Origin of the sequence: Nostoc sp., from assembly GCF_036917195.1 — a bacterium.
GTDB lineage: Bacteria > Cyanobacteriota > Cyanobacteriia > Cyanobacteriales > Nostocaceae > Nostoc.
Window position 1 is genome coordinate 1 of sequence record NZ_JBALDG010000057.1, and the last position, 16,005, is coordinate 16,005.

Sequence of the window (16,005 nt, forward strand, 5' to 3'; positions counted from 1 at the left end):
CAACTCAGCAGCCTGCCGCCAGAAATCAGCCAACTCTCCAGCCTGACAAGGCTATCCCTCAATAACAATCAACTTAGCAGCCTGCCGCCAGAAATCAGCCAACTCTCCAGCCTGACAAGGCTATCCCTCAATAACAATCAACTCAGCAGCCTGCCGCCAGAAATCAGCCAACTCTCCAGCCTGACAAGGCTATCCCTCAATAACAATCAACTTAGCAGCCTGCCGCCAGAAATTAGCCAACTCTCCAGCCTGACAAGGCTATCCCTCGATAACAATCAACTCAGCAGCCTGCCGCCAGAAATCAGCCAACTCTCCAGCCTGACAACGCTATACCTCAATAACAATCAACTCAGCAGCCTGCCGCCACAAATCAGCCAACTCTCCAACCTGACATGGCTATCCCTCTCTAACAACAATCAACTCAGCAGCCTACCGCCAGAATTCAGTCAACTCTCCAACCTGACAATCCTATTCCTCGATAAAAATCAACTCAGCAGCCTGCCGCCACAAATCAGCCAACTCTCCAACCTGACATGGCTATCCCTATATAACAATAAACTCAGCAGTCTGCCGCCAGAAATCAGCCAACTCTGCAACTTGACTGGGCTAGACCTCGATAACAATCAACTCACTAGCTTGCCACCAGAAATCAGCCAACTCTCCAACTTGACTGGGCTATACCTCAATAACAATCAACTCAGCAGCCTGCCACCAGAAATCAGCCAACTCTGCAACTTGACTGGGCTAGACCTCAATAACAATCAACTCAGCAGCCTGCCGCCAGAAATCAGCCAACTCTCCAACTTGACTCAGCTATACCTCTTTAACAATCAAATCAGCAGCTTGGTGCCAGAAATCAGCCAACTCTCCAACTTGACTGGGCTACACCTCGATAACAATCAACTCAGCAGCCTACCGCCACAAATCAACCAACTCTGCAACTTAACTGAGCTGCACCTCAATAACAATCAACTCAGCGGCCTGCCACCAGAAATTAGCCAACTCTCCAGCCTGACTGAGCTATACCTCGATAACAATCAACTCAGCAGACTGCCGCCAGAAATCTGCCAACTCTCTAACTTGACTGAGCTATACCTCTCTAACAATCCATTAACCTCGCCACCATCTGAAATTGTCGAGCAGGGAATAGAAGCGATTTTCAGTTATCTGCGAGAAAGGTTAGAGGATAGCGAAGGGCATTAGGTTTCTAAGCTGCTACTCGTCGGTGAAGAGTTACGCGACAAGTACCACCAGGTTCTCGAACACTGTAAAATTAGCTCTAAAATCAGCCTTGGCATTGAAGAACTTCAGAAGGCGATCGCAGAATCAGCCACTAAGTTACCTATGGCTATGCGAACACCACGCAGCAGAGTATAAACGCTAACTATATTAGATTTGAGATTGCGATCTCGATTTGTAGAGATGTAAAAATTCGTGGTGTCCAGATCCCCGACTTCTTAAAGAAGTCGGGGATCTAACTTCACGGTAGCAATGGTTTTGAGAGCATTTAAATAGCTCCCTAGACAGAGGAAGCATCTAAAACAATTACTTAGGATTGCAACATATACTAGTAACGTAAATTTAACTAGAATTAAAGTATTATAGCGATTCTCGTTTGGATACCATAGGCGGTAGGGGTATACAGCTGTGCGCCCCTACGAAAGACACGCCAGTTTAGCTATAAGTTAATATCTACCGTTTTACGGCTATTAAAAAAATGAGGTTTAAAGACTGGGCGACTAGGGTGATACTAATCTCGCTGATGTTCATGGCTTTAATTGCAGTGCTGCTAATTGGACGAGCGACACAATTACACAATAATCGGATAACATACCATACATCTAATCCCCAGGTTACAGCCTGGAGTCAATATCCCCAGGCACAATTCCAATCAGCGAAAGAGCCAGAAAAGAAATTTCAACGTGTTATCAAGTCCCCAGTCAAGATTAGCAAGCCTTTAGCAAGGTACGTAACCACTCAAACTTTTGCACAGTACAGACCTAATTATCAAGTTGCTTCGGTTGACCCAACTAACTATGGAGAACGGTACGCCCAAGATGTTAACGGTGTAACTCTTAACAACCAACCGATTATCGTCCTCCATGAAACTGGTTATTCTGCTTCTAGCGCCATTAATTTCTTTCAAGTAGCCCATACCGATGAAAGCGTGCAAGCAAGTTACCACGCCTTAATCAAGCTAGACGGAACGGTAGTTTATTTAGTACCGCCAGAAAAGCGAGCTTTTGGTGCAGCTAACTCAGTATTTGAGAGTCCACAAGGAGTAGAAACTGTGCAGACTAATCCGAATTTGCCAGCGTCTGTAAATAATTTTGCTTATCACGTTTCTTTGGAAACACCGCCAGATAGTTATGACAGTAGCAGCCAACAAACCCATAGCGGCTACACGGAAGCCCAATATGATTCTCTTGCTTGGTTAATTGCTCAAAGTCAAGTCCCAGACGATCGCATTACTACCCACCATCTGGTAGACCGTTCTGGTAAAAAAGTTGACCCCATAAATTTTGATGGGAATAAATTTCTGGACTTACTTAATACTTATCGTCAGATCAGACCAATCTATAGAGTAAGTAAATAAAAAGTGGTGCGGTACTTTCGGCGATAACACAATGCCCTTCGGATTTACCAGTCGCCTACAGAAGGAAACCAACTTGGGTGCGCTGGTTCACCAGTTGCTACAACTCTCTTAATCAGAGTAACGCACTGGCTCCCCGACAAAATTTATTAAAAAGAAAATCAGCCAACCTATTTGCTAAAGCTATAAATTTGCTGCGTCTCCAGGCGATCGCTAATCGATGAAGGCAGTGTACCATCAGGGAACGTCTCTCGATCCAGTTGAACTTGTAAATTACTCAAAGGATCGCAACCAGAGGAAATCAGAAATTCTAGTTTCTGAATGTAAGGCAAAGTTGCTAGGTTGTCTAGAATTTGGAAGATAGCCTGGATATAAGGATGACCACTTTGTTGATACCAATCGCAACTAGCAACTTTTGGTTGATCCAAGCCCAAGTGTACTGTTAAGGATGGCTCGTCAAATATAGCGATCGCTAAGGGACGCGCTTCTTCCTGTAACAATAAATCATTACTTCTCGATAAGTGTCGCAGTTTTTCTAAGCGTTCATAACGTTCTGTTACAGCTTCTGGGTCATCTTGCCAATGAATTGCTACTGTTACCAGATAAGTTTGTAACAGCATGTGACCCAGTTTTTTCGCTTTCGTTGCCAGGTAATAAGAATTGTAGTCATTGGCTTCAATTAATAATGGCACGCGATCAACTACTTCCAACCCATAGCCCTTGACTCCAGCAATTTTGCGGGGATTATTGGTAATCAGACGAATCTTTTTGATACCCAAATCCATGAGCATTTGTGCCCCCATCCCGTAGTCTCGTAAGTCAGCAGGAAATCCTAAACGCTCATTCGCCTCCACTGTATCCAGTCCCATATCCTGCAATGAGTAGGCTTTCAGCTTGTTAATTAAGCCGATTCCCCGTCCTTCTTGACGCAGGTATACAACTACACCTTGACCAGCAGACTCAATCATTTTCAGGGCAGCTACAAGCTGCATCCGACAGTCGCAGCGCAAAGAACCCAAAGCGTCACCAGTTAAGCATTCTGAGTGCATCCGCACCATTACTGGTTCATCTTTAAAGTTAGCTGGATCGCCCTTGACAATTGCAACGTGTTCTGTATTATCCAGAGTGTGGCGGTAGGCGTAAATTTCAAACTGACCGAACTGACTAGGTAGCTTGGTAGTCACCTCACGATATACGAGGCGATCATGCTGTAGGCGATAACTGATTAAATCCGCAATACTAATAATTTTTAAATTATGACGTCTAGCGTATTCAACTAATTGTTGCAACCGCGCCATTGAACCATCGGAGTTTTGAATTTCACAAATTACCCCAGATGGGTATAGCCCTGCTAGTCTAGCTAAATCCACAGCAGCTTCTGTATGTCCGGCACGTTTGAGTACGCCTCCAGCTTTAGCCCGAATCGGAAAAATATGACCAGGACGACGTAAATCAGTAGATTTTGTGGCCGGGTTGAGAGTAACTTGGATAGTGCGGGCGCGGTCTTCCGCTGAGATGCCAGTGGTTACACCCAATTCTGGGCTAGCATCAATACTAACAGTGAAGGCAGTTTGGTTAGTATCTGTAATGTTGCTTACCATCAAGGGTAAGTCTAGTTCGTCTAAGCGATCGCCTGTCATTGCCAAACAAATCAGCCCTCTAGCTTCCACCGCCATGAAATTAATCATGTCAGGTGTGGCAAATTGGGCAGCACAGATTAAGTCGCCTTCATTTTCTCTATTTTCATCATCTACCACTACAATCACGCGACCACCTTTTAGGTCTGCTAAGGCGGCATCAATCGAATCAAATTTAAAAGCTTGACTAGTATTAGGCTGTGACACAGAAAGATTTCCAGCTACCAACGTAAATTTTTTTAACAATTTCTTCTTTTAGATTGTAGCTTCTTTATAAGACTAGAGAAGTAGACTAGCATTGACACTCTCAGGTCTAAAGATACGCTCCTTTCTCCAAGCCAAGCATGGAAGGGATAGTCAAGTATACCCCTAGATGCTCAAAAAAACTACTATTACTAAAGGTATTGCAATTGCGCTTAATTATTGTTTTTCTTAAAGCTTTCAGAGTCCATTCCCCTTGCCAAAACGTGGTAAGATACACAACCTGCCCAACGGAAAACCCTTCTCCTAATGGAGATGCTACGCCAACAGGACTGGACTCACCATTATTTGCTCTTTCAAGTCATACTGCCGTTAGCTGTTATTGCTAACCGTTGTTTGATGGGAGCCGGGATTTCTCCGTACTAAGATACTTCAAAATGTAAATAGTTATTTCTACTCACAATTTAATTTTAACATAGACTGACTGCATTTTTTACTGCACGAGTGGTCACTGGGCTTGCCCTTAGTATCACTTCCCTCTCAGCCCTAAAGTGACTGAGTTTCCCACTTACCGAGTTATTTTATGATTTGATAACGTGGCAAAAATTTCTGCCCTTAAAATCGGCGTTTAGTAATAGAGTGCAGCGACAGTCAAGGATAAACAGGACAAGGGGGACAAATAGAATATTTGATAATTTCGCCGCCTCACCTTCGGGTTGGAAGTGACGCTCCTGCGGACGCTCGTTCCGACGCTCCTACGTCGCTAACGCTGCGCTATCGCTACCGCTTCGCTAACGCTACCGCTAGCGCTAAGGGACTCGACGGGAACCCCCTTCTCACAGCGTCTTATACAGAAGACTCTGACTTGCTTACCGCCTCACCCCTTCCCCATGTACTCTTCCCTGTTTGCGTCCAAAAAAAGTAGAGGGGTTTCAGCTGTTTTGTACGCTGTGAGTCTAGTCGCTGATATTGTTGATAGCTGAGAACGAATTAACCATTCATGGGATAAGGATTTCAGATCATGGGCAAATTTAGACGCGTACCCGTTGGGATTGTTGGCGCGTCGGACTATGGCGGAGTACAGTTAGTACGACTACTGATGGATCATCCAGAAGTCGAACTGGTTTATTTAGGTGGTGAGAGCAGTATCGGGAAATGCTTTGGAGATATCTACCCGCATCTGGCTCATGCAGCTAACCTGCCAATAGAGGCGGTAGAACCAAAAATAATTGCTCACCGCTGTGAAGTAGTTTTCCTGTCTTTACCAAATGGTCTGGCTTGCCAAATCGCGCCCAAACTATTAGAAAAAGGATGTAAAGTACTGGATTTGAGTGCAGACTATCGGTTCAGTGATTTGGCAACTTATACAAGTTGGTATGGGACACAGAGAAACGATCGCTCAACTGCTGCTACAGCGGTTTATGGATTACCAGAACTGTATCGCGATCGCATTGCCGAAGCTCAACTCGTTGGTTGTCCTGGTTCCTATTCCACTGCTAGTCTCCTTGCACTTTCGCCACTCTTAAAGCAAGGTTTAATCGTACCAGAAACAGCTATTATCGATGCCAAGTCCGGCACATCTAGCAGTGGACGGCAAGCTCAAACCAATTTATTACTAGCTGAGGCAGACAACTCGATAGCAGCTTTCAATGTCGGTCGTCACCGTCATACCCCAGAAATTGAGCAAATTTGCAGTGACTTAGCTGGTCACGAACTCATGATCCAATTTACACCCCATCTTATCCCAATGGTGCGCGGTATTTTGGCAACGGTATATGCCACACTGCGCGATCCTGGTCTAGTGCGAGATGACTTAATTACAATTTTCTCAGCCTTCTACCGCAACTCTCCTTGGGTGAGAATCTGCGGTAGCGGCGTTTACCCCCAAACCAAGTGGGCTAACGGTAGCAATCTTTGTTACATCGGTGTAGAAGTTGACCCGCGTACAGGTCGCGTGATTGTCATGTCAGCAATTGACAATCTAATTAAAGGACAGGCGGGGCAAGCGATTCAGTGTCTAAACCTGATGATGGGCTGGGATGAAACCTTGGGGTTGCCCAAGTTGGGGTTTTATCCTTAATTGGGCATGGGGCATGGCGCATTGGGCATTGGGAACAATTCTGCGCTCAATCTCCAGTCCCCAGCACCTACTTCGGTCCTAACCCCACAGCACCAGCATAAACGGCGCGATCACCTAGTTCATCTTCAATTCGCAGCAAGCGATTATATTTTGCTACGCGTTCGCTGCGACAGAGGGAACCTGTTTTGATTTGACCGGCACGGGTCGCTACGGCTAAATCGGCGATCGTTGTGTCTTCAGTTTCACCGGAACGATGGCTAATTACTGAACGGAAACCGCTGCGAGTTGCCAAATCAATCGTTTCCAAGGTTTCGGTGAGAGAACCAATTTGATTGAGTTTAATCAAAATGGCATTAGCAGCTTTTTCCTGGATGCCTCTTTGCAAGCGTGTGGCGTTGGTAACAAACAAGTCATCTCCTACCAACTGCACCCGCGAACCTAACTTCTGGGTGAGCAATTGCCAACTTTGCCAGTCTTCTTCGTGCAAGCCATCCTCAATTGACACAATTGGGTATTGATCAACCAGTTGAGCAAGGTAATCAATAAACTCAGCCGGGGCGTGAGGTTTACCATCGTAAACATACTGCCCATTCTTGTAAAACTCACTAGCTGCCACATCCAAGGCCAAAGCTACTTCTTCCCCTGGCTTATAACCAGCTTTCTTAATGGCAGCAACTAGCAATTCCAAAGCCACTTGATTGGATTCTAGGTTAGGGGCAAAGCCGCCTTCATCGCCTACACCAGTGAGCAAACCCTTTTCATCCAACACCTGACTGAGGGTAGCAAACACCTCTGCACCCCAGCGCAATGCTTCCCGGAAGGAAGTTGCCCCAATTGGGACAATCATAAACTCTTGAAAATCGACGTTATTTGATGCGTGTGCGCCACCGTTAATCACGTTCATCAACGGCACTGGTAGCAAATTCGCTAAAGGCCCACCCAAATAGCGATATAAAGGAATTTCTAGAGATTCAGCACCAGCTTTAGCTGCTGCTAGGGAAACCCCCAAAATCGCATTAGCCCCCAAATTGGATTTGTTAGCAGAACCATCTATAGCGATCATCGTGCGGTCAAGCAGTTCTTGGTTGAGGGCATCCAAGCCTAGCAATTGTGGTGCAAGTGCTTCTTTGACGTTTTGTACTGCCTTAAGTACGCCTTTGCCCCCGTAACGGCTTTTATCGCCATCACGCAGTTCGTGAGCCTCAAAAGTGCCAGTAGAGGCACCACTCGGAACCTGCGCTAGTCCTACAACACCGTTGGCTAAATGCACTTCGGCTTCAATTGTCGGTCTACCCCGTGAATCGAGAATTTCGCGAGATGCGATCGCCTCAATGGCAGTATCTAGAATGTTACTCATCTGTACTTTATCCTTTATTCGAGTCTGTTACGCATACAGTCCAGTTGCCTAACCCAATCGCTAGCATAGGCGTTTAAGAGACTTTATTGGCTGAGATTAAAGAAGATTTCCATTATATGAATAGGGAGCAATGCCAAAAATGGGTAAAGTCACATTTATCTTGTCCTTTACCTTTTAATTTTTTCCCTGATGGCATTTCTACCTTCAGACTTTCAGCTAGGTAAAATATTGGCAGAGAACACTAAATTAATTACAGAGAAAAGCTCATGCGATTACTACACACAATGCTGCGGGTGGGCAACCTCGAAGAGTCCTTAAAGTTCTATTGTGAAGTTTTGGGAATGAAATTACTGCGCCGCAAAGATTATCCAGGGGGAGAATTTACCTTGGCTTTTGTTGGCTATGGTGACGAAAGCGACAATACGGTAATAGAACTAACCTACAACTGGGGGGTGGAAAAATACGAATTGGGTAATGCTTATGGTCACATTGCCCTTGGTGTTGATGATATTTACGCTACATGTGAGGAAATCCGCAATCAAGCCGGTAAAGTCGTGCGCGAACCAGGGCCAATGAAACATGGTTCGACAGTAATTGCTTTTGTGGAAGATCCAGATGGGTATAAAATTGAATTGATTCAACTGGGAACTCAAGGGTCAGCAGTCAAACAGGAATCACAAGAGCAACTTGTGAGTCAGTAATTCTTATAATTAAGAATATAGGTGATGAGTTGAGCTTCAGTAGTGCTGAGTCACCGTTCGCCCTTGGTGTCTCACGCCACTTGATGCCAGTCCGCTCAAGTCGGGAGACCATGCACGGCAGTTCCTCCTGGGGGAAACCCCCTACAGCCCTTTGGGCATCCTACGGCAGGCGCTAGCCTCTGACGAATGGGAGAAGACCGGACTGCCGACGCTCCTACGGACGCTCGTTCCGACGCTCCTACGTCGCTAACGCTGCGCTAACACCACACGGCTGGCTCCTCTACTTGGGGAAACCCCAGACGGTCTCTACCAGACGCTGCGCGTAGCGTCTGGTAGAGTAGTTGCTATGCCGTTGGCGAACGCGAACAGCGTGTCGCAAGACTTGCCTCTCGAATGCGAACAGCGTCTCCCCTTCTCACATTGCCAGAGGCTAGCGCCTGCCGTAGGATGCCCGTTCGCCGCAAGGCGTCCCGTTAGGGAAGGGCTGTAGGGACAAGACCGCAGTGGCTTTCTCTTTTTGCCTCCCCTTTTTAGGCGGTTTAAGGGATCTTCTTCTGCGTAAATCCTATTAGTATTACCCCCATCTTGTCGTTGATAAACAACACCAATCAACACTAATAATGATCGCTCCAATAGTACCATTTGGCAAAGTCCGCTCAGAACAGTGTTTTCGTTTTAAATTAGGAAATAGGTAATAGAGTAAACTATCACCGAATTACCAATCCTAAATTGCCACCTGAGATACACGCGGATATACGCTGAGAATGTCTGGATAATTAGTGACTAGGGAAGAGTTTTTCCAATCCCCAGTGCCCAATCCCCAATCCCTAGCCCCCAATCTCTAAACTAAAAATCAAAATTCCAAAATTTTAAAGATGCAACCTACAGATCCGAATAAATTTACTGATAAAGCCTGGGAAGCGATTGTTAAATCTCAGGATATAGTCCGTGCTTATCAACAACAGCAATTAGATGTTGAACATTTAATTCTTGCCCTGTTAGAAGAACCCACTAGTCTAGCAATACGTATTCTGGCTCGATCTGAGGTCGATCCAATCCGCTTGCAACAGCAGCTAGAAGCCTTTACCCAACGTCAGCCCAAAGTTGGTAAAAGTGATCAGCTTTACCTTAGCCGCAATTTAGATGTTTTACTAGACCGAGCCGAGGAAGCTAGAGCTAGGATGAAAGACTCCTACATTTCCGTGGAACACATCCTCTTGGCATTTGCTGAAGACGATCGCATTGGACGAAAGATACTCAAAGGCTTTAGTGCGGATACAGAAAAACTAGAAGCTACTATCAAAGCCGTTCGCGGCAGCCAAAAGGTGACTGATCAAACACCAGAATCCCGCTATGAAGCCTTACAAAAATTTGGCAGAGATTTAACGGAACAGGCAAAATCTGGAAAACTTGACCCAGTGATTGGGCGGGATGACGAAATTCGGCGAGTAATTCAAGTTTTGTCTCGTCGGAGCAAAAATAACCCGGTATTAATTGGTGAACCTGGGGTAGGTAAAACAGCGATCGCCGAAGCTTTGGCACAGCGGATGGTAAATGGTGATGTTCCTGAATCTCTGAAAAACCGCCAACTCATCTCTTTAGATATGGGCAGTTTGATTGCTGGGGCCAAATTGCGAGGAGAATTTGAAGAACGCCTGAAAGCAGTCCTGAAAGAAGTTACGGAATCTAACGGTCAAATCGTCCTGTTTATTGACGAATTGCATACCGTAGTCGGTGCCGGTTCCACTCAACAAGGGGCAATGGATGCCGGAAATCTGCTCAAACCAATGCTGGCGCGGGGAGAACTGCGTTGCATTGGCGCTACTACCCTAGACGAGTTCCGCAAACACATTGAGAAAGATGCTGCCTTAGAACGCCGCTTTCAACAAGTATTTGTGGATCAACCAAGTGTGGAAAATACTATTTCCATTCTCCGGGGATTGAAAGAACGCTATGAAGTGCATCACAACGTTAAAATTTCTGATTCGGCTTTGGTAGCAGCAGCAACTCTGTCAGCGCGTTACATTAGCGATCGCTTCTTGCCAGATAAAGCCATTGATTTAGTGGATGAGGCAGCAGCACAGTTGAAAATGGAGATTACCTCCAAACCAGCGGAATTGGAAACCATTGATCGCCGCCTCATGCAGTTAGAAATGGAAAAGCTGTCATTAGCTGGCGAAGAAAAGGGTACTCCCCAAACTAAAGAACGTTTGCACCGAATTGAGCAAGAAATCGCGAGTTTAACGGGAAAACAGAAAATATTTAATGAGCAATGGCAAGGTGAAAAGCAGATATTGGAGGCTATAAGCGCCTTAAAGAAAGAAGAAGATGCGCTGCGAGTGCAAATTGAACAGGCGGAACGTGCTTATGATCTAAATAAAGCTGCCCAACTGAAATATGGCAAATTGGAGGGAGTACAGCACGAGCGCGAAGCCAAAGAAGCGAGCCTTTTAGAAATTCAAAATCAAGGTTCTACGTTGCTGCGAGAACAAGTCACCGAAGCCGATATTGCCGAAATCGTCGCTAAGTGGACAGGAATCCCTGTCAATCGCCTGTTGGAATCGGAACGGCAAAAATTACTGCAACTAGAAAGTCATTTACATCAACGAGTCATTGGGCAAGAGGAGGCTGTAGAAGCCGTAGCAGCAGCGATTCGTCGCGCCCGTGCGGGGATGAAAGACCCCTCGCGTCCCATTGGTTCATTTTTGTTCATGGGCCCTACAGGTGTGGGCAAAACCGAACTTGCGCGTGCTTTAGCTCAGTTTCTCTTTGATTCTGATGATGCATTGGTGCGCTTAGATATGTCTGAGTATATGGAAAAACACTCAGTTTCTCGCCTTGTGGGAGCGCCTCCAGGATACGTAGGCTATGAAGAAGGTGGTCAACTTTCCGAGGCGATTCGCCGCCGTCCCTACTCAGTGGTGCTGCTGGATGAAGTGGAAAAAGCGCACCCCGATGTGTTCAATATTTTATTGCAGGTGCTAGACGATGGGAGAATTACTGACTCTCAGGGAAGGACAGTAGATTTTCGTAACAGCGTTATTGTCATGACCAGTAACATAGGTAGTGAACATATTTTGGATGTATCTGGTGATGATTCCAAGTATGAAACGATGCGGAAGCGGGTAATGGAAGCTTTGCGATCGCATTTCCGCCCGGAATTTCTCAACCGCGTTGATGACATTATTCTCTTCCATACCTTAAATCGCACGGAAATGCGGCATATCATCCGCATTCAACTCAAACGGGTAGAAAATCTCCTCCGAGAGCAAAAAATCTCCTTTGAGATATCCCAATCAGCCTGCGATCACCTTGTCGAATCAGGCTATGACCCAGTTTACGGTGCCCGTCCACTGAAACGGGCAATTCAGCGAGAAGTAGAAAATCCTTTGGCCACCAAGTTATTGGAGAATACTTTTATCTCTGGAGACACGATTATCATTGACAAAAATGAAAATGGTCTGTCTTTTAGCAAAAAAGCGCTGGTGAAGGTGTCAGTACCACAGATTGCTACATAGTCTGAGAAGGCGATTAGAAATGGCGGCTACACAGATAAAACCCACCTCCGTGGGTTCATTTTTCTTATTCTCTACAAGACGCTGTGCGATCGCACAAGCTCTAAAGTGAGAAGGCGATCGCTACATCAGTTTACCGCTTCTAGATGAATTATGTTGTCATTCTCAGTTTCTCAGTCTTCACCATCAAAAACCGAGAATTTGGTTAATTTAAACTAGTATTTTAAGTGGAAGTGAGAAGGTGATATATCTTCAAAAGCTGCTTAGAATAATATTTCTGTCAGCGCTGATGTTAAAGACATTAAATCAGCGTCTAATACCAGTTTAATTTTACAGCTTGGTCGGAGGATGCGGGGTAATAAACCTGCGATGAAAATCGGGAGTAGGGAAATCCGAATCATAAAATGGGGGCAAACAATGCTCAAAAAAGCAGCAATCGCCTAAGTTATGGTTTTAAAATCCTAATTGCTTGATGCCTTTGTGTGTTCTCCGGGTTTATCCTGGAAAACAGAGGGTTAGGCTGTATTAGCCACTATCATCATTTCAGATACTAACGTCGAAGATTACCAATTATGCTAGAACAAGGCACTATCAGTATTCATACTGAGAATATTTTCCCGATCATTAAGAAGTCGCTTTACTCAGATCATCAAATCTTCTTGCGGGAACTGGTATCCAACGCCGTAGATGCCATCCAAAAGCTGAAAATGGTATCCCGTGCTGGAGATTACGCTGGAGATATTGGCGAACCAGAAATTGAAATTGCCATTGACAAAAATAACAAAACCCTATCCATCTCCGATAACGGTATCGGGATGACCGCAGAAGAAGTTAAGAAATATATCAATCAGGTTGCCTTCTCTAGTGCTGAAGAATTTATTCATAAGTATGAAGGCAAATCAGATCAACCGATTATTGGTCACTTCGGTCTTGGCTTCTACTCCTCATTCATGGTGGCACAAAAGGTAGAAATTGATACTCTATCCTACCAAGAAGGGGCACAGGCAGTTCACTGGACTTGTGATGGTTCCCCAGCTTTCACTCTAGAAGAATCGCCCCGGACAACTCGTGGTACTACTATTACTCTTAGCCTGCAAGGAGAAGAAGAGGAATTTTTAGAAGATGCACGGATTAAGAATCTTGTCAAGACCTACTGCGATTTCTTGCCAGTACCGATAAAACTAGAAGGTGAAGTATTAAATAAGCAAATAGCACCGTGGCGAGAGTCTCCGAGTAATCTGAGTCAAGAAGAATATTTAGAGTTTTACCGCTACCTGTATCCTTTTCAGGAAGAACCGCTGTTATGGGTACATTTAAATACTGACTATCCCTTTATCATCAACGGGATTCTGTATTTTCCCAAAATGAGGCCAGATGTAGATGTTACTAAAGGGCAGATCAAGCTATTTAGTAATCAAGTTTTTGTTAGCGACAACTGCGAAGAAATTATTCCGCAATTTCTAACTCCAATGCGGGGTGTGATTGATAGCACCGATATTCCTCTGAACGTATCGCGCAGCGCTTTGCAAGGCGATCGCACCGTGCGACGAATTGGTGATTACATTGCCAAGAAAGTAGGCGATCGCCTCAAAGAACTTTTCCGTGACAACCGTGAACAATACATTAGCGCCTGGAAAGACCTCGGTACTTTTGTAAAATTCGGCGTTCTCAACGACGAGAAATTCAAAAAACAAATTGAAGATATCATCATCTTCCGCACTACCGCCAAGCTGACAGAAAAGCCTGCTGCTGAAACTCCAGTAGTCGAAGTACAGTCTTCAGAGGGAGATGCTTGGCAAGATGTCACTCCTGCTTCAGCCAGTCCTGAGAACTCAGCACCCAATGCTCCCTATACTACGCTCAAAGAGTATCTAGAACGTAATAAAGAACGTCACGAAAACCGGGTTTTCTACAGCACCGATGCAGCAACCCAAGCTACCTATATAGAACTACACAAAAATCAAGGCTTGGAAGTCCTGTTTATGGACTCCTTCATCGACACCCACTTTATCAACTTCCTAGAGCGGGAATATCAGGATGTTAAATTTACGCGGGTGGACTCAGATTTAGATAATACCCTGCTGGAACAAGACAAAGCTAAGGAAATTGTTGATCCCAAGACGAACAAAACTCGGAGTGAGGTGATCAAAGAGTTATTTGAAAAATCTCTCAACAAACCCAAACTCAACATTCGCACCGAAGCTTTGAAATCAGACGATCCTCAAGGGACACCACCTGCGATCGTGCTTTTACCAGAGATTCTCCGCCGCATGCGAGAAATGAACGCCATGATGCAGCAGCAGACAGTAGATTTTCCTGAAGATCACGTTTTGCTGGTGAATACTGCTCACCCGCTGATTCAAAATCTGGTAAATCTTAACCAAGGTAGTATTATTCAAGGTGACGGTCAATCGCCTACAGATCAGTTAGTAAACTTGATTTGTCAACATGTCTACGATTTAGCGCTGATGTCTCAGAAAGGATTTGACGCTGAAGGGATGAAATCCTTTGTCGAGCGCTCGAATGAGGTACTCACTAAGCTGACGGAACAAGCTAGTAAATAGTTAGAAGTAGAGACGCGATTAATCGCGTCTCTACAGGAGTTAGGAGTTATTTCTCTCTCTGTCCCCTATCCCTCTTCTTTCTTTCCTACTTCTGTTGACTAAGACCTAAAATGGAAAGGCTGTATTAAAGTAACAATCTGGAGATACTTGCTATGTCCCGTCGCTGTGAACTAACTGGTAAGAAGGCAAATAACGCCTTTGCTGTTTCTCACTCCCACCGCCGTACTAAACGCCTTCAGCACGCCAATCTGCAAAGCAAGCGTGTTTGGTGGCCAGGCGGAAATCGCTGGGTAAAATTAAAGCTGTCTACTAAAGCAATCAAAACCCTAGATATTAAAGGGTTAGAAGCAATGGCAAAAGAAGCTGGTATTAACCTGAATAATTACTAAGTAACGTGGATTTATAACCTGAAACTATGTAGCGGAAACAGGATAAGCGGCCAAAGCTGCTGCTCATCCTGCTTCCCTATCAAAATAGGACTAAAATTAGGCAATTCAGTACCCAAAATTAATTATTAATTACGAATTATGAATTATTTCTGTTGTATCTGCTTTTGTACCCAAAGATGAAAAGCTTTGAGTGTTGCATTTCTACCTGCTGTTCTACTTTGCTCCAGATATTGGGGAATCGTTTCAATTAGTGGAAATAGAGGAAAATTTAGGCTTTGCGGAGACTCTATATAATACCCATCTTGCAGAACATTAATTTGTAAATTTCCTTTATCAAAACGCCAAAGCTCAGGTACTTTTAAAGCTTCATAAATATTAGGATGAGTGCGAGAAGTAATATCAACTTCTAGAGCTAAATCTGGAGGGGGATCTACTGTTAAATCTAGTCGCTTCTTCCCGCGAATCTTAGATTCATTTTTTATATAGAAACACTGGTCAGGTTCTACACCTTGAGCCATTGCTTGGTTTTTGAAAGTTGTAGAACCAAGGCATCTAAACTCAATATCTAATTCTTCCAAAAGCGCTTTGACTAAATCACTAATAATTTCTTTATCGTCTTCATGTTCTGGCAGTGGTGCCATAATCTCCAGTATTCCCTTGTCATAAGAAATTCGTGCAGCACGATGTTCCCCTAAATCTTCTAAAATTGTTTCCAATTCCTGCCAGGTTACATCTCGCAGTAGCACTCTTTGTCCCGGTGGAACATGGATGCGCTTTAATTCCAACAACATCATCTCCACTCCCAGTAGCTCAAACCTAGATTTAGCTTACTCCAGTTGACTAATGCGCTACCACAATTTTTGCTGCTTCATCATTAAAATTGTCGGATGCTTGTACACACAGCAGCTTGTCGTCGGACATCAGCCGCTTAAAAAACCCCTCATAGAACTGCATACAGGGGCGATCGC

Annotated in this window: 11 protein-coding genes; 7 read left to right on the forward strand and 4 right to left on the reverse strand. The window is 44.8% G+C overall.

Translation table 11 applies throughout. From position 1 onward, the window contains the following. Together V7K40_RS18005 and V7K40_RS18010 are read left to right on the forward strand one after the other, a co-directional pair. Positions 1–1,203, forward strand: a 1,203-nt coding sequence (locus V7K40_RS18005; RefSeq protein WP_334961970.1) for a leucine-rich repeat domain-containing protein, incomplete at its 5' end; no start/stop codon positions are given. A gap of 514 nt (positions 1,204–1,717) precedes the next feature. Next, a complete protein-coding gene (locus tag V7K40_RS18010) occupies positions 1,718–2,596 on the forward strand; it encodes a peptidoglycan recognition family protein (protein WP_334961972.1) in 879 nt (292 codons plus the stop codon). 167 nt (positions 2,597–2,763) lie between these two features. On the opposite strand, the gene ribBA is transcribed toward V7K40_RS18010, so the two are convergent. Then, complete coding sequence (gene ribBA, locus V7K40_RS18015; protein WP_334961974.1) at positions 2,764–4,437, reverse strand: bifunctional 3,4-dihydroxy-2-butanone-4-phosphate synthase/GTP cyclohydrolase II; 1,674 nt, start codon at positions 4,435–4,437, stop codon at positions 2,764–2,766. A gap of 1,015 nt (positions 4,438–5,452) precedes the next feature. Here ribBA and argC point away from each other — a divergent pair. Then, positions 5,453–6,511: an N-acetyl-gamma-glutamyl-phosphate reductase gene (gene argC / locus V7K40_RS18020; protein ID WP_334961976.1), complete on the forward strand. Its 1,059-nt coding sequence runs from the start codon at positions 5,453–5,455 to the stop codon at positions 6,509–6,511. 67 nt (positions 6,512–6,578) lie between these two features. Here the strand turns inward: argC and eno are convergent, their stop codons facing one another. Then, positions 6,579–7,868 carry a phosphopyruvate hydratase gene (eno, locus tag V7K40_RS18025; protein WP_334961978.1) on the reverse strand — a complete coding sequence of 430 codons (1,290 nt, stop codon included), beginning with the start codon at positions 7,866–7,868 and terminating at the stop codon, positions 6,579–6,581. 266 nt (positions 7,869–8,134) lie between these two features. Between eno and gloA the strand changes: the two genes are divergently transcribed. Then, a complete protein-coding gene (gloA, locus tag V7K40_RS18030) occupies positions 8,135–8,569 on the forward strand; it encodes a lactoylglutathione lyase (protein ID WP_334961980.1) in 435 nt (144 codons plus the stop codon). A gap of 306 nt (positions 8,570–8,875) precedes the next feature. Here gloA and V7K40_RS18035 read toward each other — a convergent pair whose 3' ends face one another. Beyond that, positions 8,876–9,211, reverse strand: a complete 336-nt coding sequence (locus V7K40_RS18035; RefSeq protein WP_334961982.1) for a hypothetical protein — start codon at positions 9,209–9,211, stop codon at positions 8,876–8,878. 233 nt (positions 9,212–9,444) lie between these two features. Between V7K40_RS18035 and clpB the strand changes: the two genes are divergently transcribed. The 3 genes from clpB to rpmB all read left to right on the forward strand — a co-directional run bounded on the left by clpB (position 9,445) and on the right by rpmB (position 15,037). Further along, positions 9,445–12,087: an ATP-dependent chaperone ClpB gene (gene clpB, locus V7K40_RS18040; protein WP_334961984.1), complete on the forward strand. Its 2,643-nt coding sequence runs from the start codon at positions 9,445–9,447 to the stop codon at positions 12,085–12,087. A 569-nt stretch (positions 12,088–12,656) separates the two neighbouring features. After that, the gene (gene htpG / locus V7K40_RS18045; protein ID WP_334961986.1) at positions 12,657–14,648 is read left to right on the forward strand and encodes a molecular chaperone HtpG; all 1,992 of its coding nucleotides are present in this window, start codon (positions 12,657–12,659) and stop codon (positions 14,646–14,648) included. Between the two features lie 152 nt (positions 14,649–14,800). Beyond that, positions 14,801–15,037, forward strand: coding sequence for a 50S ribosomal protein L28 (gene rpmB / locus V7K40_RS18050; RefSeq protein ID WP_334961988.1), 237 nt, complete (start codon positions 14,801–14,803; stop codon positions 15,035–15,037). Positions 15,038–15,180: 143 nt separating this feature from the next. Here rpmB and V7K40_RS18055 read toward each other — a convergent pair whose 3' ends face one another. Beyond that, entirely contained in the window at positions 15,181–15,828 is a 648-nt protein-coding gene (locus V7K40_RS18055) for a Uma2 family endonuclease (protein WP_334962156.1), read from the reverse strand. Positions 15,829–16,005 lie beyond the last annotated feature (177 nt).

What these genes read in the sequence shown, in the direction of transcription:
- V7K40_RS18055 (WP_334962156.1), bottom strand. Translation starts at nt 15,828, where the DNA reads ATGTTGTTGGAATTAAAGCGCATCCATGTTCCACCGGGACAAAGAGTG.
- V7K40_RS18010 (WP_334961972.1), top strand. Translation starts at nt 1,718, where the DNA reads ATGAGGTTTAAAGACTGGGCGACTAGGGTGATACTAATCTCGCTGATG.
- clpB (WP_334961984.1), top strand. Translation starts at nt 9,445, where the DNA reads ATGCAACCTACAGATCCGAATAAATTTACTGATAAAGCCTGGGAAGCG.
- eno (WP_334961978.1), bottom strand. Translation starts at nt 7,868, where the DNA reads ATGAGTAACATTCTAGATACTGCCATTGAGGCGATCGCATCTCGCGAA.
- rpmB (WP_334961988.1), top strand. Translation starts at nt 14,801, where the DNA reads ATGTCCCGTCGCTGTGAACTAACTGGTAAGAAGGCAAATAACGCCTTT.
- gloA (WP_334961980.1), top strand. Translation starts at nt 8,135, where the DNA reads ATGCGATTACTACACACAATGCTGCGGGTGGGCAACCTCGAAGAGTCC.
- V7K40_RS18035 (WP_334961982.1), bottom strand. Translation starts at nt 9,211, where the DNA reads ATGGTACTATTGGAGCGATCATTATTAGTGTTGATTGGTGTTGTTTAT.
- argC (WP_334961976.1), top strand. Translation starts at nt 5,453, where the DNA reads ATGGGCAAATTTAGACGCGTACCCGTTGGGATTGTTGGCGCGTCGGAC.
- htpG (WP_334961986.1), top strand. Translation starts at nt 12,657, where the DNA reads ATGCTAGAACAAGGCACTATCAGTATTCATACTGAGAATATTTTCCCG.